This window comes from Bacillus sp. FSL K6-4563, assembly GCF_038630405.1.
Classification (GTDB): domain Bacteria; phylum Bacillota; class Bacilli; order Bacillales; family Bacillaceae; genus Bacillus; species Bacillus pumilus.
Genome location: NZ_CP152030.1, coordinates 2,412,365 through 2,430,160, shown reverse-complemented (window position 1 = coordinate 2,430,160; position 17,796 = coordinate 2,412,365). Strand labels below are relative to the sequence as shown.

At 42.3% G+C, this 17,796-nt stretch carries 20 protein-coding genes and 1 other annotated feature; of the genes, 15 read left to right on the top strand and 5 right to left on the bottom strand.

Features of this window, described 5'->3' with window-relative positions; genetic code table 11:
* Complete coding sequence (locus MHH54_RS12315; protein WP_003216198.1) at positions 1-132, top strand: YrzQ family protein; 132 nt, start codon at positions 1-3, stop codon at positions 130-132.
* A 35-nt stretch (positions 133-167) separates the two neighbouring features.
* Here MHH54_RS12315 and MHH54_RS12310 read toward each other — a convergent pair whose 3' ends face one another.
* The 4 genes from MHH54_RS12310 to MHH54_RS12295 all read right to left on the bottom strand — a co-directional run bounded on the left by MHH54_RS12310 (position 168) and on the right by MHH54_RS12295 (position 3,119).
* Entirely contained in the window at positions 168-818 is a 651-nt protein-coding gene (locus tag MHH54_RS12310) for an amino acid ABC transporter permease (RefSeq protein ID WP_003216394.1), read from the bottom strand.
* Between the two features lie 15 nt (positions 819-833).
* Entirely contained in the window at positions 834-1,487 is a 654-nt protein-coding gene (locus MHH54_RS12305; protein ID WP_003216507.1) for an amino acid ABC transporter permease, read from the bottom strand.
* An 80-nt stretch (positions 1,488-1,567) separates the two neighbouring features.
* A complete protein-coding gene (locus MHH54_RS12300; RefSeq protein WP_050943676.1) occupies positions 1,568-2,377 on the bottom strand; it encodes a transporter substrate-binding domain-containing protein in 810 nt (269 codons plus the stop codon).
* A gap of 13 nt (positions 2,378-2,390) precedes the next feature.
* Positions 2,391-3,119 carry an amino acid ABC transporter ATP-binding protein gene (locus MHH54_RS12295; RefSeq protein WP_003216774.1) on the bottom strand — a complete coding sequence of 243 codons (729 nt, stop codon included), beginning with the start codon at positions 3,117-3,119 and terminating at the stop codon, positions 2,391-2,393.
* Positions 3,120-3,286: 167 nt separating this feature from the next.
* Between MHH54_RS12295 and MHH54_RS12290 the strand changes: the two genes are divergently transcribed.
* The 13 genes from MHH54_RS12290 (at position 3,287) to udk (ending at position 16,539) form a co-directional block, all read left to right on the top strand.
* Positions 3,287-4,351, top strand: coding sequence for an AI-2E family transporter (locus tag MHH54_RS12290; protein WP_003216223.1), 1,065 nt, complete (start codon positions 3,287-3,289; stop codon positions 4,349-4,351).
* 46 nt (positions 4,352-4,397) lie between these two features.
* Positions 4,398-4,607, top strand: a binding site (T-box leader).
* Positions 4,608-4,688: 81 nt separating this feature from the next.
* Positions 4,689-7,325, top strand: coding sequence for an alanine--tRNA ligase (gene alaS / locus MHH54_RS12285; protein ID WP_342500292.1), 2,637 nt, complete (start codon positions 4,689-4,691; stop codon positions 7,323-7,325).
* An 89-nt stretch (positions 7,326-7,414) separates the two neighbouring features.
* On the top strand, positions 7,415-7,681 hold the full coding sequence (locus MHH54_RS12280) for an IreB family regulatory phosphoprotein (protein WP_034620648.1): 267 nt from the start codon (positions 7,415-7,417) through the stop codon (positions 7,679-7,681).
* Between the two features lie 3 nt (positions 7,682-7,684).
* On the top strand, positions 7,685-8,101 hold the full coding sequence (gene ruvX / locus MHH54_RS12275) for a Holliday junction resolvase RuvX (RefSeq protein ID WP_003216519.1): 417 nt from the start codon (positions 7,685-7,687) through the stop codon (positions 8,099-8,101).
* 15 nt (positions 8,102-8,116) lie between these two features.
* Entirely contained in the window at positions 8,117-8,401 is a 285-nt protein-coding gene (locus tag MHH54_RS12270; protein ID WP_003216483.1) for a DUF1292 domain-containing protein, read from the top strand.
* Between the two features lie 154 nt (positions 8,402-8,555).
* Entirely contained in the window at positions 8,556-9,122 is a 567-nt protein-coding gene (locus MHH54_RS12265) for a biotin transporter BioY (protein WP_342500291.1), read from the top strand.
* On the top strand, positions 9,119-10,582 hold the full coding sequence (locus MHH54_RS12260) for an acyl-CoA synthetase (protein ID WP_106032667.1): 1,464 nt from the start codon (positions 9,119-9,121) through the stop codon (positions 10,580-10,582). The genes MHH54_RS12265 and MHH54_RS12260 overlap by 4 nt, the downstream gene beginning before the upstream one ends.
* The gene (locus MHH54_RS12255; RefSeq protein WP_342500290.1) at positions 10,570-11,658 is read left to right on the top strand and encodes an acetyl-CoA C-acyltransferase; all 1,089 of its coding nucleotides are present in this window, start codon (positions 10,570-10,572) and stop codon (positions 11,656-11,658) included. Before MHH54_RS12260 ends, MHH54_RS12255 begins: the two co-directional genes overlap by 13 nt.
* 73 nt (positions 11,659-11,731) lie before the next feature.
* A complete protein-coding gene (gene mltG / locus MHH54_RS12250) occupies positions 11,732-12,814 on the top strand; it encodes an endolytic transglycosylase MltG (protein ID WP_003216614.1) in 1,083 nt (360 codons plus the stop codon).
* A gap of 210 nt (positions 12,815-13,024) precedes the next feature.
* Positions 13,025-13,690 (top strand): O-methyltransferase, encoded by a 666-nt coding sequence (locus tag MHH54_RS12245; protein ID WP_342500289.1) that lies wholly within the window; start codon positions 13,025-13,027, stop codon positions 13,688-13,690.
* On the top strand, positions 13,687-14,616 hold the full coding sequence (locus MHH54_RS12240; RefSeq protein ID WP_113387177.1) for a peptidase U32 family protein: 930 nt from the start codon (positions 13,687-13,689) through the stop codon (positions 14,614-14,616). Before MHH54_RS12245 ends, MHH54_RS12240 begins: the two co-directional genes overlap by 4 nt.
* 20 nt (positions 14,617-14,636) lie before the next feature.
* Positions 14,637-15,905, top strand: coding sequence for a U32 family peptidase (locus MHH54_RS12235; protein WP_342500288.1), 1,269 nt, complete (start codon positions 14,637-14,639; stop codon positions 15,903-15,905).
* A 7-nt stretch (positions 15,906-15,912) separates the two neighbouring features.
* A complete protein-coding gene (udk, locus tag MHH54_RS12230) occupies positions 15,913-16,539 on the top strand; it encodes a uridine kinase (protein WP_003216283.1) in 627 nt (208 codons plus the stop codon).
* Positions 16,540-16,608: 69 nt separating this feature from the next.
* On the opposite strand, the gene MHH54_RS12225 is transcribed toward udk, so the two are convergent.
* On the bottom strand, positions 16,609-17,364 hold the full coding sequence (locus tag MHH54_RS12225) for a site-specific integrase (protein ID WP_268492073.1): 756 nt from the start codon (positions 17,362-17,364) through the stop codon (positions 16,609-16,611).
* 50 nt (positions 17,365-17,414) lie between these two features.
* Between MHH54_RS12225 and MHH54_RS12220 the strand changes: the two genes are divergently transcribed.
* Complete coding sequence (locus MHH54_RS12220; protein WP_342500287.1) at positions 17,415-17,672, top strand: DUF5776 domain-containing protein; 258 nt, start codon at positions 17,415-17,417, stop codon at positions 17,670-17,672.
* The last annotated feature ends 124 nt before the right edge of the window (positions 17,673-17,796 follow it).

The following is a 17,796-nucleotide window of genomic DNA, read 5'->3' as shown; positions in this document are numbered from 1 at the left end:
ATGGGCAAAATGACTTCTTCACTATTAACGCTTGGTGCAGGTGCACTCGCATATCACTTTGCAAGCCGATATGATATGCCATCAAAGCGGGATATGAAAAAGCTAAGAAAACGCGTTATGAGAATGATGTAAACAAAAAGACATCCGCCAAAAGCGGATGTCCTTTTTTATGCCTGCCTATATTCTAATCGGCGCGCGAGTAATGATAAGCTGAAATTGACGACAAAATACATCATCGCTGCTAATAGGAAAATGGGCAGTAAGTAAGATTGGCTCTGACCGTTTAATATTTGAGCGTGATGCAATAGCTCTGGAAGGGCAATGACAACAGCTAGTGACGTATCTTTTAAAAGAGAGATGAACTGACTAACAATTGGCGGTACCATACGGCGTAAAGCCTGCGGCATAATAATCATTTTTAACGTTTGGATATAGGTTAAACCTGAAGACCTGGCTGCTTCGATCTGCCCCTTATCAATTGATTTTAAACCGCTCCGAATAATTTCTGACAGCATCGCTGATTCAAATACGGTTAAAGCTGCGATAGCCGAGGCTGTAATGCTCAGCTTAATGCCGATTTCGGGCAGTGCAAAATATGTGAAAAAGATGATCAATAAGAGCGGCAGGTTTCGAATGGTTTCGACGACGACTGCAAGTATCTTTGATAAAACCGGAATCTGAGCGAACCGCAATGTGCCAATGACTAATCCAATGAGAAAGCTCAAAATGATGGAGATAAAAGCCACTTTTAAGGTGACAGCAAATCCTTCAAGTAAAAAGGCGAGATGATCAGGCTGGTAGGCACCTAGAAAATCCATGATGTTTCCTCCTTTCTAGTGGCTTCTTGCTAATCTTTTTTCTAAATAACCAACGCCTAAACTGAGCGGAATCGTTAATAGTAGATAGAACATGGCAACAAAGATGTAGACATCAAATGTCACAAATGTTCTAGAAGCGATGAGGTCTCCTTGATACATGAGATCAAACCCTGCAATGACACCTAAAATAGAGGAGTTTTTGACAAGGTTAATAAATTGATTCCCAAGAGGGGGAATGACAATTTTAATCGCTTGCGGCAGAATAATATACCGCATCGTCCCGCCATAGGATAGACCTGAAGCACGGGCTGCTTCCATTTGTCCAAGCGGTACAGCTTGTATCCCTGCGCGAATGGCTTCAGCAATAAAGGCAGAGGTATAAATGGCAAGGGCAATTGTGCCAGCGGTGAAGCCATCTGCTACAATGCCTAGCACGGGTAATCCAAAGAAGAAGACAAATGTAATCAATAATAACGGAATATTCCGAACAAACTCCACGTAAGCCGTTCCTAACCAGTTGAGCGGCCTAAGTGGCGCAATTCTCATAATGGCAATGAGTGTACCGATCAAAAAGCTTCCAATCAAAGCAATGACACTTGCACCAATGGTATATTTAAAGCCTTCTACATAAAGATGAAAATTTTCAATAAGAATGGAAAACCGTAGCAATCAGTTCACTTCCTTCCTGATCAACAGGTGAGCCAATGAGCGGCTCACCCTGAGAGAATCATTCTTCACACGTCAAACGGTCATTCTTTGATCCATTTTTGATGAATCTTGTCATACTCTCCATTGTCTTTTAAGGTTTTTAGGGCTTTATTGATCGCAGCTGTTAATTTCTGATCACCTTTTTTTACAGCAATACCATAAGGCTCATCTGTAAAGGTGCCGCCGACGACTTCGTAATTTGAATCCTCATCTGCCATACCAAATAAGATCGCATTATCTGTTGTCAGCACTTGCCCTTGGTTTGATTTTAAAGCTGTAAAAGCCTCCTGATAGTTCTCAAATTCTAATACAGACGCTTCAGGTGCTTTTTCGCGGATATTTTGAGAAGAAGTAGATCCTTTCACTGCAAGCACTTTCGTCCCTTTTTTAAGATCATCAATCGATTGAATGTCGCTTCCTTTTTTCACAAGCAATGATTGTCCTGCTTCAAAGTAAACATCTGAGAAATTGACTTCTTTTTTACGCTCTTCGGTAATCGTCATAGTTGCGACGATCGCATGAATATCTCCTTTTTGCAGTAGAGGAATTCTCGTTTTTGATGTCACTTCTTTGAATTCTGCTTTTCCTTCATCGCCGAGCATTTCCTTTGCGATGGCTTTTGCAATATCGATATCAAACCCTTCGATATCTCCGTTGCTAGGATTTTTTAGACCGAAGAGACGTGTATCATTCTTGACCCCGAATATGATTTTTTTGTCTTTTTGAATGGCTTCTAAAGAGCTTCCTTTTTTTGCATCAGTCGAGCCTTTTTCAGCAGATCCGCAAGCAGCCAATGCAGCAATACAGCAAGTCATAAAGAGTAGTAGGCCAAAGCGTTTCATTTTTTTCATCAAATCATTCCCCCTAGTGATTTAAAATACGGCTTAAAAAGAGCTGAGCGCGTTTCTCACGCGGTTTCTCATAAAATGCAGCCGGTGTTGACTCTTCAAGAATTCTGCCTTCATCAATAAAGACAATACGGTCGGCGACCTCTCGGGCAAATCCCATCTCATGTGTGACGACAACCATGGTCATTCCTTCTCGGGCGAGCTGCTTCATCACATCTAGTACCTCTCCGATCATCTCTGGGTCAAGAGCCGATGTCGGTTCGTCGAACAGCATGACCTCTGGCTTCATCGCAAGCCCTCTTGCAATCGCAACACGCTGCTGCTGTCCGCCTGAGAGTCTTGAAGGGTAGGCGTCAGCTTTATCAGGAATGCCGACTTTATGTAAATAAAATTCGGCTGTTTCCCTCGCTTCTTCCTTACTCACCTTTTTCACCTTCATTGGGGCAAGCATAATGTTTTCAAGCACCGTCTTATGCGGGTAGAGGTGAAAATGCTGAAACACCATCCCAATATTTTGCCTGACAAGATTGATGTTGGTCTTCGGATGCTGAACAGGCACTTCATTGACGAGTACCTTTCCCTCATCAATGCTTTCAAGACGATTGATGCATCTGAGCATCGTGCTTTTACCTGATCCTGAAGGACCGATGATCACGACAACCTCACCTTTTTGAATATGTAGGTTAATGTCTTTTAGTACATGGAACTGGCCATAATGCTTGTTGACTTCTTCGAATGTGATCATGAAGAACCTCCTCTTGTACATGATGGAATATTCAGTGTAGACATTTTAGTGACTTTGGATGGAGCTGTATGTTTCATGTGTATTCATTTTTAACAAAGTTAGGACAAATTTTATTTACATGGATAATTACAGAAGATGGATAAACAATAAGAAAAGAGGTGAAAAAGGTGAAGAAACGTCCGATCCAATTTCTGATATATGCCGCAGGGGTCCTGCTTGTCCTTGCATCCTTGCTCATTTTACTGCAGCTCGACGAGTTATGGAGGCCTATTTTTTTGTTGTTAAAGGCGGTTCTAATTCCGCTGCTCATTGCCATTTTTATTTCTTATCTGCTTTATCCGATAGTGGAAAAATTGCACGCGGGGGGCTTACCAAGGACTGTTAGTCTCTTATTGATTTATGTACTGTTTTTTGGCGGGATTGGGCTTGCGGTTTATAAAGGGGCGCCTGTCATGATCAAGCAGTTAAATGAGTTGTCAGAACAAATTCCTGTGCTTGCGGAAACGTATAATGGCGCTTTATCACATATTCATCATCATACAAGCCATTGGCCCGACGGACTTCACGACCGCTTGGATCGCTTAATTGTTCAATCGGAGACATATGCAGCTAACGGCGCGGAGCGAATGATTCTTAGCTGTAAAGTATTACTTGATTACGCATTAGTTGCAGCGCTCATTCCTTTTCTTGTTTTTTATATGGTGAAGGACATGAATACGATGAAGCGGGTTGCATGGTATTTGACGCCGCCATCATTTCGGAAGAGGGGACATGCGTTTGTGAAGGCAGTTGATGAATCGCTTGGTAATTATATTAGAGGGCAGCTGCTTGTCTGTTCATTAATTGGAGGTGCAGCAGCCATTGTGCTTTGGCTGTTTCATATCCCGTATCCGCTTGTCCTAGGTATGCTGATTGGCGCAACGAATGTCATTCCGTATTTTGGACCGATTATCGGTGCGGTTCCCGCTGTCTTTATTGCGTTTACCATCTCGGTTAAATCGGTTATTATTGTGCTGATTACAGTAGCGGTGCTGCAATTTTTAGAAAGCAACGTCCTCAGCCCGATCATCGTAGGAAGAAGTCTTCATATGCATCCTGTCGTCATTATGCTTGTCTTGCTAGCAGGAGGAGAGTTATTTGGTTTAATAGGCATGATTTTAGCCGTACCAACTGCCGCTATCATCAGAGTGATCATTGTGCAATATATCCTCATGAGACGAAGCGTTCATTGACAAGAGAAGCCGAGTTGTCTATAATAATTTCGATTCATACTACATACTGAATTCAATGACGGACCCGAGTACGTTAAAAAGCTGTTGCAGAGAGAGGCTTTATTTTGCTGAGAAAAGCCTTATCAGACCTTTAACGGAAGCTAGTCCCGAGTGCAGATAAACACTGCCGCTCTCTTCCGGCGTTATCGGATGTGAAGGTGATAGACGGAATAGGTCTATAATCAGGGTGGTACCGCGAGAGCATCTCGTCCCTGTGTAAGTCGTTTTGTGCTTGCATAGGGCGGGATGTTTTTTCGTTTGTGTGGAGATTGATGAATGATAAGGGAGGATTTTTTGAATGAAAACTTTAACTTCAGCTCAAGTACGCCAAATGTTTTTAGACTTTTTTAAAGAAAAAGGACATGCTGTAGAACTGAGTGCATCACTCGTACCGCATGATGATCCGACACTTTTGTGGATCAACAGCGGCGTGGCAACATTAAAGAAATACTTTGATGGCCGCGTCGTACCTGAAAATCCGCGTATTTGCAACGCGCAAAAATCGATACGTACAAATGATATTGAAAACGTAGGAAAAACGGCACGCCATCATACGTTCTTTGAAATGCTCGGCAACTTCTCTATTGGTGATTATTTTAAAGAAGAAGCGATCGAATGGGCGTGGGAATTCCTCACAAGTGACGAGTGGATTGGCTTTGACCCGAATTTGTTATCTGTCACTGTCCATCCAGAGGATGAAGAAGCGTATGTTCTATGGAGAGATAAAATCGGTGTACCTGAAGAACGTATTATTCGCCTTGAAGGCAACTTCTGGGATATTGGCGAGGGCCCAAGTGGACCGAATACAGAAATTTTCTATGACCGCGGTGAATCGTACGGTGACGACATGAACGATCCAGAATTATATCCTGGTGGAGAAAATGAGCGTTATCTAGAAGTGTGGAACCTAGTGTTCTCTGAATTTAACCATAATCCAGATGGGTCATACACGCCGCTGCCGAAAAAAAACATTGATACAGGGATGGGTCTTGAACGAATGGTATCTGTCATTCAAAACGTGCCAACGAATTTTGATACAGATCTATTCATGCCAATTATTCGTGCAGTTGAGACCATTTCTGGAGAAAGCTATGGCGAGACAAAGGAAAAGGATACAGCATTCAAAGTCATTGCGGACCACATCCGAACGGTTGCCTTTGCTGTAAGTGATGGAGCGCTTCCTTCCAATGAAGGCCGCGGGTATGTGTTAAGACGTTTGCTTCGCCGTGCCGTGCGTTATGCAAAAACCATTCACATCCATCGCCCGTTTATGTTTGACCTAGTTCCAGTTGTGGCGGAAATCATGAAGGATTTCTACCCAGATGTACAAGCGAAAGAAGAATTTATTGCGAAAGTCATCAAGAATGAAGAAGAACGCTTCCATGAAACACTGAACGAAGGCTTAGCTATTTTGTCAGAAGTCATCAAAAAAGAAAGAGACAAAGGCAGCACACAGATTTCAGGTGAAGATGTATTTAAGCTGTATGACACGTATGGATTCCCTGTCGAGCTCACAGAAGAATACGCAGAAGATGAGAACATGACAGTGGATCGAGAAGGCTTCCAGGCTGAGATGGAGAAGCAGCGTGAACGTGCAAGAAATGCGAGACAAGATGTCGGCAGTATGCAGGTTCAAGGTGGCGCTTTAGGAGATATTAAAGTAGAAAGCACATTTGTTGGCTACGAAAATCTAACGGCAGATGCCCATATTGTCGAATTGCTTCAAAACGGTGAAATTGTCACAGAAGCACATGAAGGCGATACAGTGCAAATTTTGTTAGATGAAACACCTTTCTATGCGGAAAGCGGCGGACAAGTGGCTGATAAAGGGACATTGAAAAGCGCTGAAGTGAACATTGACATCAAAGATGTGAAAAAGGCGCCAAATGGTCAGCATGTTCATGAGGGAGTAGTCGTAAGCGGTACAGCCAAAAAAGGACTTGAAGTCACTGCGGAAGTGGAATCAGCTCTTCGAAAAGGCATTGTGAAAAACCATACAGCGACACATCTTTTGCATCAGGCGCTAAAAGACGTTTTGGGCAGCCACGTGAACCAGGCAGGATCATTGGTGAATGAAAATAGACTTCGCTTTGACTTCTCTCACTTTGGACAAGTCACAAAAGAAGAATTGTCTCAGATTGAAAAAATTGTGAACGAAAAGATCTGGGAAGGCATCTCTGTTGCTATTGACCTGAAGCCGATTGCTGAAGCAAAAGAAATGGGTGCAATGGCGCTCTTTGGCGAGAAGTATGGTGATATTGTCCGAGTTGTCCAAGTAGGCGATTACAGCATCGAGCTATGCGGCGGCTGTCATGTGCAAAATACTGCGGAAATCGGGTTGTTTAAAATTGCATCTGAATCGGGTATTGGTGCTGGAACACGACGGATTGAGGCGGTGACTGGTAAAGGGGCATACGAAGAATTAAATGACCAGCTGACGATTTTAGAGCAGGCAGCGAGTGAGCTGAAGTCAAATACGAAGGATGTACCAAAACGTATCGCTTCATTGCAGGCAGATTTAAAAGAGGTTCAAAGAGAAAACGAATCTCTTCTTGCAAAATTAAGCCAGGCTGAAGCAGGCTCTATTTTAGAAAAAGTGACAGAAATCGGCGGAGTGAAAGTGTTAACTGAAAAAGTAAACGCGAAAGACATGAACCATTTAAGAACAATGGTTGATGACTTAAAAGCCAAATTAGGATCAGCTGTCATTGTGCTCGGAGCCGTTCAAAACGGAAAAGTAAACATTTCAGCAGGAGTGACAAAAGACGTCATCGAAAAAGGTCTGCATGCAGGGAAACTTGTGAAACAGGCAGCTGAAATCTGCGGCGGAGGCGGAGGCGGACGCCCAGACATGGCACAAGCAGGCGGAAAACAACCGGAAAAGCTAGAAGAAGCACTGGCAATTGTCGAAGAATCTGTCAAATCCGTTTTATAATCAGGCGATGTAGTGTAGAATAATGGTATTAGATGAGCGGTTAGAAAAAAGCTTGCTAGTAGAATGTTGGAAGAGAGGTGCAAGAAGCAGTGAGTTCATTTGATAAGACAATGAAGTTTAACTTCTCTGATGATTCAGCTGAAACCAATGTGAATGAAGTGCTCATTAAAGTACATGACGCACTCCAAGAAAAAGGATACAACCCGATCAATCAAATTGTCGGATACTTGCTGTCAGGCGACCCTGCTTATATTCCAAGACATCAGGATGCTCGCAACCTAATTCGTAAACTAGAACGAGACGAATTAATTGAGGAATTGGTTAAATCGTACTTAGAGACACATAAAGAGGCGTAAAACATGAGAATTTTAGGCTTAGATTTAGGCACGAAAACCCTTGGTGTTGCGATCAGTGATGAAATGGGCTGGACAGCGCAAGGGATTGAAACAATTAAAATTGATGAAGCAGGCGGAGACTTCGGTCTCAGCCGCCTGTCCGAGATCGTCTCGCAATATGGAACGGATAAAATTGTACTTGGTTTTCCGAAAAATATGAACGGTACGGTCGGTCCTAGAGGCGAAGCCAGCCAATCATTTGCGAAAGTGTTAGAAAACACGTACAATGTTCCTGTTGTGCTTTGGGACGAGCGCCTGTCGACAATGGCAGCGGAAAAAATGCTCATCTCTGCAGATGTGAGCAGACAAAAGCGTAAAAAAGTCATTGATAAAATGGCGGCTGTTATGATCCTGCAAGGGTACTTAGACAGCTTAAATTAAAATGAGGTGAATCAAATGGAACACGGAGAAAAGCAAATTACAATCGTTGATGATAATGGAAATGAACAGCTTTGCGAAGTACTATTTACTTTTGAAAGCGACCATTTTAACAAATCATATGTTCTTTACTACCCAATTTCTGAGCAAGACAATGAAGAAATTGAAATTCATGCATCAAGCTTCACGCCGAACGAAAACGGTGAAGATGGCGAGCTAGAGCCTATTGAAACGGATGAAGAGTGGGACATGATTGAAGAAACGTTAAATACGTTCTTAGATCAAGAAGAAGACGAAGAATAGAACGAATAAAAGGCCTGTGAACGGATCTTAGTGATCTTTCTTCACAGGTCTTTTTTTGCGATCAATATGTTAACTTTATTTTATTTTATGTTGACATAATAAACTGTACCTTTTACTCTATTTTTAACAATGTATTGAGTGAGGGGTATGGAAATTGAAAATTCAAGATATGATGCAAATGGCGCTAATGACTGCGGTTATCGGGATGTTAGGATTGATCCCGCCGATTTTACTTACGTTTACACCTGTACCCATCACATTGCAAACGGCAGGTCTTTTGCTTGCTGGGGGTCTGTTAAAGCCAAAACAGGCATTGATCAGTTTACTTCTGTTTCTCTTGGTTGTGGCAGCAGGCGCACCTCTTTTGTCAGGTGGCAGAGGCGGAATAGGGGTCTTTTTTGGTCCAAGCGGTGGATTTTTACTTGCTTATCCAGTGGCTGCCTTCATGATTAGTTTGTGGATCAACCGACTGAAAAAAATAACCGCTCTGCGTCTTTTTATGATCTTTGCGGTATGCAGTATCGGAATTTTGTATGTATGCGGCATTCCTTTTCAAGCGATGATGATGGATATCAAGGTCACTCAGGCAGCTCTTCTTAGTCTGATTTATATTCCAGGTGATCTCATCAAATCGGGCATATGTGCCGTTCTCACGGTGAAAATCATTTCGGCCATGTCATATCGAAAAAGGGATGTGCATAAAGGGAGGCGTGCAGTTTGAATAGAATAACGGAATGCTATGCATCACATGCAGAAATGAACCCAGATCATATCGCCATCATTGATGGACAAGAAAGGATCACTTATCAAGATTGGTATGAGCGTGTCCGGCTATCGGCGCAATGGTTACAACAAACGGCTCATGAGCAAAAAAGAGTCGCTTTTTTATTATCAAATGGTGCTTCTTTTCTCCAAATATTTGCTGGCGCTGCTTCTGCAGGGTGGACAGCTATCCCGCTTGATACGAGATGGAGCCGTGAGGAGTGTGTTGAAAAGCTTTTGTTAAGTGAGGCAGCTCTCGTCATTATCGAGGATCGATATTTAAATAGATTTGAAAAGTACAGCGAAGACATGCAGGTTCTTTCTTTATCTGAATGGAAGGAAAAAATGAGCCTCATCACACAAGGTCCATTTAACAAATGCGACAGCGAGATCGACCCTATCTTTTATATGGGATTTACGTCAGGATCAACGGGTTCACCTAAGGCCTTTATCAGGCGTCAGCAGTCATGGATCGAAAGCTTTCGAACGACAGCCGGTACATTTGGAATCACTCATCAAGATCATGTTCTGATAGCAGGTACACTCTTATCCTCTCACTTTTTATATGGTGCCATCAGTACATTATACTTTGGCGGCACAGTGACGCTTTTAGAAAAATTTACGCCAGTGAAAGCGAAAAAAACCTTACAGACAGGAGACATTACTGTGATGTATACTGTCCCGACAATGACAGAATCGTTGCTGGAAATAGACGCTTTTGCGAGAGACAATTCGCTTCTTGTCATATCATCTGGAGCAGATTGGGGCATTCCTTCAAAGAAACAACTCGTGACCAACTATCCGCATGTGACATTTTTTGATTTTTACGGCACATCAGAGCTAAGCTTTGTTTCCTACTTATCTTCAAATGACTTTCTACAAAAGCCTTCTTCTGTCGGACGGCTTTTCTCTCCCATTCAAATTGAAGTGAGGCGAGCTGATCAAACTGTCTGCCAGCCAAATGAGACAGGAAGAATTTATGTGAAGAGCCCGATGTCTTTTGCAGGCTACTTACATGAAGTGAAACCGCCGGAAGAGTGGATAACCGTTTATGATATGGGCTGGCTGGATGAAGACGGCTATTTGTATATGAGCGGCCGTGAAAATGGCATGATCGTCTATGGAGGGCTGAATATTTTTCCAGAGGAAATTGAGCGTGTGCTAAATGAACAGCCAGAGGTGAAGCGATCGGTTGTAGTTGGCGTTCCTGACCCATATTGGGGTGAAATCCCTGTTGCCATTATTGAACAAGGACAGCACACAAAGACGGTTCGGCAAGCTGTCAAAGAAAAACTTGCGGCCTACAAGGTGCCTAAAAAATGGCTTGTCATTGATCAAATAATTGAAACATCCGGCGGAAAAATAGCACGTGCCAGCATGAAAAAGTGGGCGGAGGAACAATTGTCATGCAAGCAGTAATCGTACAAGCAAAACGGACACCCTTCGGTGATAAAAACGGGATGCTGAAGGATTATCGTCCAGAGCAATTAGCTGCGCCTCTTATTCAGTATTTGTCTAAAGGGATGACACCGGACGACATCATATTAGGAAATGTTGTAGGAGGCGGCGGAAATATGGCCCGTCTGTCCTCATTAGAAGCAGGGCTTTCTTTAGGAGTGCCCGGTATGACGGTTGATAGGCAGTGTGCCTCTGGTCTAGAAGCAATCCGAACAGCTTGCGTCATGGTTCGATCAGGGGAAGGCTCAATGTATATCGCTGGCGGGACTGAGAGCATATCCAGATCACCAATGAAAGAAAGAGCACGCTTTTCTCCGGAGTGGATAGGAGATCCGTCTATGGGAGAAGCAGCAGAGCTAACGGCTTCTAGATTTTCCGTCACAAGAAAAGAACAAGATGACTATGCACTTTTAAGCTGGGAAAGAAGTATAGACGCAATCAAACGTGGTACATATTCTGAAGAAATCGTTTCGATTGACGGACTGAGCATAGATGAAGCGGCCGCGAAAATAAGACCGATGGCGAAACTGATCCAGCGGGCAAAGCCTATATTTTCACCGGGAAAAGGATCTGTGACTGCCGCCAATAGCTGCAAAGAAGCAGATGGTGCAGCAGCGGTCGTTGTGATGGAAAGAGCGCTAGCGGAGGCGAATGGATTTCAGCGAATGCTGCGATATGCCGGAAGTGCTGTTGCGGCGATGCATCCCGATTTTCCAGCTGCTGCACCGATTGATGCGATCAAAAAACTTCTAGATCAAGAGAAAATCAAGGCAGAGGATGTCGCACTGTTTGAAATCAATGAAGCTTTTGCTCTGAAAATAGCGCTGATTGCTCGTACGCTGGATATTCCTTATGACCGAATCAATAAAAGAGGCGGTGCACTTTGTCTTGGGCATCCATATAGCGCATCGGGCGCTGCGATGATGGTGAGACTATTTTACGAAGCGCGCACCTTACCGATTGGAAGCTATGTCATAGCTGCTATTGGGAGCGGTGGCGGCGTTGGTTTAGCCGTATTATGTCAAGTTCTGTCATGACATGCATGAGCAAGTAATTGCCGAACTCCGTCGAATCATGTACTATAAAAGCTAGATGTGAGGAGGGCCATGCATGTTTTCAGAACAAAAGAAACGACCATTTTTCAAAAGGAAAATGGGGATCGTCCTGTTATCTGTCCTTGCTGTCATCATCATTGCAGCATTATCAGGCTTTTTATATGTTAAATCAGCACTTGGACCGGTCGATCAAAAAAGCAAACAAACGATTAATATTCATATTCCTAATGGGACATCAGTCCGTGAGATTGCGGGCATTTTAAAAGAAAATGGGCTCATTTCGAATGACACGATTTTTACTTATTATGCAAAATACAAAAATGCGTCCGGCTTTAAAGCAGGATACTTTCATTTGAAACAAACGATGGACGCAGACACGCTGATTCAAAAGCTGACATCTGGAGGGACAGACTACGCCTTTCAGCTTGTGATTCCAGAAGGAAAACAGCTGTCTGATATTGCGGCAGTTATTGCAAACCAGACGAATTTTTCAGCGAAGGAAGTGGAAGCGAAGCTAGATGATCCAGCGTTTATTCAAACGTTAATGAAAAAATATCCGAAAACGGTGACTTCACAGGTAAATGGCAAACAGGTGAAACATCCGTTAGAAGGTTATTTATTCCCTGCGACGTATCCATTTTATCGTGAGGATGAATCACTCGAAACGATCATTGAAACAATGATTAAACAAACAGATCAATACGTGAAAACGTATGAAAAAGACATGAAAAAGAGAAACATGTCCATACATGATGTGTTAACGATGGCATCACTGATTGAAATGGAAGCAACGGAAAAGACGGATCGTGCAAAAATCTCCAGTGTTTTTTATAACCGGTTGAAAAAGGACATGCCGCTTCAAACCGATCCAACCGTTCTCTATGCACTAGGTGAGCATAAATCCCGTGTTTATTACAAAGACCTTAAGGTGAAATCGCCTTATAATACGTATAACAACAAGGGACTGCCGCCTGGACCTATTGCAAATGCTGGCGAATCTTCATGGAAAGCTGCACTGCATCCAGATAAAACAGATTATGTGTACTTCCTTGCGAAGAAAAATGGAGAAGTCGTCTTTACAAAAACGTTAAATGAGCACAACAAAGCGAAAGCCAAATACATCACAGGCAGCAATTAATGTACATGTGAATCGAAAAAGACTGTAGACAATACAAGATTGCCTGCAGTTTTTTTCGTTGGAATATCCATTTTATAGGTTCGCAATTACCACTTCTTTGTGGTAAAATATATCGGGTTGTTTTACTTAGATGAACGAAAGATTGACGAGAAAGAGAGCTGCAACAGGCAGGACTCTTCTTTTTCAGGTCATGAAGGAGCTAGACAAATAATGACTATCGAAGATGATCAAATGAATGATTATATTGAACATTTAATTCACCCAAGTCCTGATGCAATCGCTCAATTAGAGGCATATGCAAAAGAGCATCATGTGCCAATTATGGAAAAGGTGAGCATTGAACTTTTACTGCAGCTGCTGTCGATGAAAAAGTCGAAGAAAATTCTTGAGGTTGGGACAGCGATAGGCTACTCCGCCATTCGAATGGCGACAGCTCTACCAGCTGCTGAAATTTTTACGATTGAGCGAAATGCGAAACGCTATGAAGAAGCGACACGGAACATTGAGGAATTAAAGTTAAAAGAAAGAATACACGTGTTCTTTGGTGATGCCATGGAATCGGCTAAAACAGTCCAAACGATGGCGCCCTATGATGTGATCTTTATTGATGCCGCAAAAGGGCAGTACAAACGTTTTTTTGAGCTGTTTGAACCGATGCTTGCTCATGACGGAATGATTATTACAGACAACGTATTATTTAAAGGCTTAGTGGCAACGAACTATGAAGAAGAAATAGAAGATAAAAGAAAAAAACAATTAATTGGAAAAATTGATCGATACAATCAATGGCTTATGTCAAACCCCGATTTCCAAACGTGCATTATTCCAGTGGGAGACGGGATCGCCATTAGTACAAAAAGAGGTGACCAATCATGAAAAAACCAGAATTGCTTGTGACGCCAAGCAAGGTGTCAGATGTACTGCCATTAATCGAGGCGGGAGCTGATGCATTCTTAATAGGCGAACAAACATACGGTATTCGTCTTGCAGGCGAGTTTTCAAGAGAAGATGTGAAACAGACAGTTGAGCTTGCACATGCGCATCACAAAAAAGTGTATGTGGCGATGAATGCGATTTTTCATAATGATCGTGTGCAGCTGCTTGGAGATTACTTAACCTTTCTCGACGCATTAAACGTAGACGGCGTCGTCTTTGGAGACCCAGCTGTGATCATGGCCGCCAAAGAAGCAGGGGTAAGCCTGAATCTCCACTGGAGTACAGAAACGACTGGGACAAACTACTACACTTGTAACTACTGGGGCAGAAAAGGTGCAACGCGTGCTGTTCTTGCCAAAGAACTGAATATGGACAGTGTCATAGACATCAAAGAAAATGCCGAGGTGGAAATCGAAATTCAAGTCCATGGCATGACATGTATGTTCCAATCAAAACGTACGCTCATTGGCAACTACTTTGAATATCAGGGCAAACAAATGGACGTCGAAGGCAGAAATATGGAGGAAGGACTATTCCTTCATGATCAAGAGCGTCAAAACAAATACCCTATTTTCGAGGATGCAAACGGCACTCATATTATGAGTCCAAATGATGTGTGTATGATTGATGAATTAGAGGAATTTGTTGATGCAGGCATTGACTCATTTAAAATTGACGGAATTTTAAAGTCACTTTCTTATATGACAGAGGTGACGTCTCTATATAGAAAAGCAATTGATTTATTAGCGACTGACAAAGACGCGTATGAAGATCAGAAAGAGGACTGGGTGGAGCGGATTGAAGAGATTCAGCCAGTGAATCGTTCGATTGATACAGGGTTCTTCTTTAAAGAAACGGTTTATTAATATAAGAGGAGGCAGAGGAAATGGCACTATTGAAAGATGATATTTCTGAAATGATTGACGGGAAACGTGTCATTACAAAAAAACCAGAACTGCTTGCACCAGCAGGAAACTTGGAAAAACTGAAAATTGCTGTACATTACGGAGCAGACGCGGTCTTTATTGGCGGAAAAGAATTTGGGCTTCGCTCAAATGCCGATAACTTTTCAATTGAAGAAATGGCTGAAGGTGTTGCATTTGCAAAAAAATACGGTGCACGAATTTATGTGACGACAAATATCTTTGCCCACAACGAAAACATGGACGGGCTGGAGGAATACCTTCAAGGGATTGAAGGCGCTGGAGTAGCGGGCATTATTGTGGCTGACCCGCTGATCATTGAAACGTGTAAACGTGTCGCACCGAAGCTTGAAGTCCATTTAAGCACACAGCAATCTCTTTCGAACTGGAAAGCTGTTCAGTTTTGGAAAGAAGAAGGGCTTGAGCGTGTGGTGCTGGCTCGCGAGACAAGTGCGCTTGAAATTAGAGAAATGAAAGAAAAGGTCGATATTGAAATTGAAACGTTCATTCACGGTGCGATGTGTATTGCTTACTCTGGCCGCTGCGTGCTCAGTAACCATATGACGGCAAGAGATTCTAACCGCGGGGGCTGCTGCCAGTCCTGCCGCTGGGATTATGATCTTTATAAACTAGAAGGTTCTGAGGAAGCGCCATTATTTGGAGAGGAAGACGCATCATTTGCGATGAGTCCAAAAGACTTAAAGCTTGTCGAATCCATTCCTCAAATGATCGAAATGGGAATTGACAGCTTGAAAATCGAAGGGCGAATGAAATCAATTCATTATGTGGCAACTGTCGTGAGTGTGTATCGCAAAGTCATCGACGCCTATTGTGCGGACCCGGACAATTTTGTCATTGAGCAGGAATGGTTAGATGAATTAGATAAATGTGCAAACCGTGACACAGCACCAGCCTTTTTTGAAGGTGTACCAGGAACGGATGAGCAAATGTTTGGCATTCATGGAAAGAAAACGACTTTTGATTTCGCAGGTCTCGTTCTTCATTATGATGAAAAAGAACAAATCGTCACATTGCAGCAGCGTAACTTCTTTAAAGCTGGTGACGAAGTCGAATTTTTCGGACCAGAAATTGAGAATTTCACATGCAAAATTGAGACGATTTGGGATGAAAAAGGAAATGAACTAGATGCCGCTCGTCATCCGCTACAAATCGTCAAATTCAAGCTAGATCAAAAAGTATACCCAAGCAACATGATGAGAAAGGGGAAATAACAGGCACATGAGGAGTAAACCAGTTGTCATTGGGATTGCTGGCGGCTCAGGTTCAGGTAAAACGAGCGTCACCAATTCAATCTATGAAAAATTTAAAGGACATTCCATCCTCATGCTTCAGCAAGATTTATATTACAAAAATCAAAGTCATATGCCATTTGAAGAGCGTCTGCTTACGAACTATGATCATCCGCTCGCATTCGACAATGACCTGATGTTTGAGCATTTGGAACAGCTCTTAAAGTACGAATCCATTGAAAAACCAATATATGATTTCAAGCTCAACACACGTTCAGAAGAGACTGTCCATGTTGAACCAAAGGATGTTATCATTGTTGAAGGCATCTTTGCACTAGAAGACGAACGTCTAAGAGACTTAATGGATATTAAACTGTATGTCGATACAGATGCAGATCTTCGCATCATTCGCCGCATTTTACGCGATACGAAAGAAAGAGGCCGTTCAATCGATTCTGTGATTGAACAGTATGTATCTGTTGTCAGACCAATGCATAATCAATTCATTGAACCGACAAAGCGATACGCTGACATCATCATCCCAGAAGGCGGCCAAAACCATGTGGCGATTGACTTAATGGTGACAAAAATTCAAACGATTCTTCAAGATCGTTGATTTAATAGGGTGTAATCAAGTGAGCAAAGTGTAATTAGATGACTTTGCCCACTTTCTGCCCCAAATATTCTAAAAAATATCATTTGCTATTGCGTTAAACTGTATAACAGATTCTATTTTTGTTTCACGCATTACGTGCGAATAGACATCAAGAGTGGTTTTGGAGCTAGAGTGTCCCAAGCGCCTTTGTGCTTCTTTAAGGTCTATTCCTGCTGCAAATAGCAAAGACGCATATGTGTGTCTAAGATTGTGGGGTGTTATTTTTGTAACACCCGCCTTTTTTATATAGGTGGCCATTCTATAATTGAAGTTTCTAGCCGGTTCAGGCATTCCAGAATTATCAGCAAAAACGAAATCTTCATCTTTGTATAGTTCGCCCACATCATTCTTTACTTGTTCCTGAACGTTCTTTAAAATCCTTAATTGCATTATGACTTGAGGTGGCACAGGTACATTTCGAATAGACGATTCAGTTTTGGGACTGAGTAATTCATAATTACTCTTTAAATCTTTTTCTCTAAAAAGAGTGTATCTCACTTTAATCTCCGATTTTTTAAAGTCTACTTTATCCCATGTCAATGCAACTGTTTCACCTATCCTCAAACCCGAATAAATGAGCAGGAGAAACATAGCTAAATCTCTGGGACGCCCTTTTCTGCTGACAACTTGAAGGAACAGTTTTATTTCTTCTTTCTCCCAAAATTTCATATCCTTTAGATCTTCATCTAATTCCTCTACTTTTTTCTCCTTTGCCTTTTTCGGAAGATTCACGGCATGAATTGGATTTTCCTTAAAGTAAGAATCTCGCACAGCTTCACTGATCATCATATTAAAAACTTGATGAATATTAGTTAATGTGTTTTTAGCATACTCTGGTGCGATCTTATAAAACAAGCCCTAAAAAGGAAACGGCACCAAAAGGCGTTAAAATGACCGTAGTGAAGCCGAATGCTGACGGGTGGCTATGGGTCTATGATAAGCCGAACTGGTCAGCAAAGCACAAAAAAGTAAAGCCGGGTGAAGCATTTACGATTGATAAGTCCGTTACGGACAACGGGTCAAAAATGTATAAACTGAAATCAGGTCTTTATATCACAGCTGCATCTAAATATATTGAAGTTAAACAGAAGTAAACAGAGAAGCCCTTCCTTATTGGAGGGGCTTTTTTGTCTTTATTCAGTTACCACAAGTTCACCTATATATTTTCGAAAACAAGCAGCAAAAGGAGGTTTTCACCTATTATGTGTCATGATTCTT

Excerpts from the sequence above, each read along its gene's own strand:
- MHH54_RS12315 (WP_003216198.1), top strand. The coding sequence starts at position 1 with ATGGGCAAAATGACTTCTTCACTATTAACGCTTGGTGCAGGTGCACTC.
- MHH54_RS12310 (WP_003216394.1), bottom strand. The coding sequence starts at position 818 with ATGGATTTTCTAGGTGCCTACCAGCCTGATCATCTCGCCTTTTTACTT.
- MHH54_RS12300 (WP_050943676.1), bottom strand. The coding sequence starts at position 2,377 with ATGAAAAAAATGAAACGCTTTGGCCTACTACTCTTTATGACTTGCTGT.
- MHH54_RS12295 (WP_003216774.1), bottom strand. The coding sequence starts at position 3,119 with ATGATCACATTCGAAGAAGTCAACAAGCATTATGGCCAGTTCCATGTA.
- alaS (WP_342500292.1), top strand. The coding sequence starts at position 4,689 with ATGAAAACTTTAACTTCAGCTCAAGTACGCCAAATGTTTTTAGACTTT.
- ruvX (WP_003216519.1), top strand. The coding sequence starts at position 7,685 with ATGAGAATTTTAGGCTTAGATTTAGGCACGAAAACCCTTGGTGTTGCG.
- MHH54_RS12270 (WP_003216483.1), top strand. The coding sequence starts at position 8,117 with ATGGAACACGGAGAAAAGCAAATTACAATCGTTGATGATAATGGAAAT.
- MHH54_RS12255 (WP_342500290.1), top strand. The coding sequence starts at position 10,570 with ATGCAAGCAGTAATCGTACAAGCAAAACGGACACCCTTCGGTGATAAA.
- mltG (WP_003216614.1), top strand. The coding sequence starts at position 11,732 with ATGTTTTCAGAACAAAAGAAACGACCATTTTTCAAAAGGAAAATGGGG.
- MHH54_RS12245 (WP_342500289.1), top strand. The coding sequence starts at position 13,025 with ATGACTATCGAAGATGATCAAATGAATGATTATATTGAACATTTAATT.
- MHH54_RS12240 (WP_113387177.1), top strand. The coding sequence starts at position 13,687 with ATGAAAAAACCAGAATTGCTTGTGACGCCAAGCAAGGTGTCAGATGTA.
- MHH54_RS12235 (WP_342500288.1), top strand. The coding sequence starts at position 14,637 with ATGGCACTATTGAAAGATGATATTTCTGAAATGATTGACGGGAAACGT.
- udk (WP_003216283.1), top strand. The coding sequence starts at position 15,913 with ATGAGGAGTAAACCAGTTGTCATTGGGATTGCTGGCGGCTCAGGTTCA.
- MHH54_RS12225 (WP_268492073.1), bottom strand. The coding sequence starts at position 17,364 with ATGATCAGTGAAGCTGTGCGAGATTCTTACTTTAAGGAAAATCCAATT.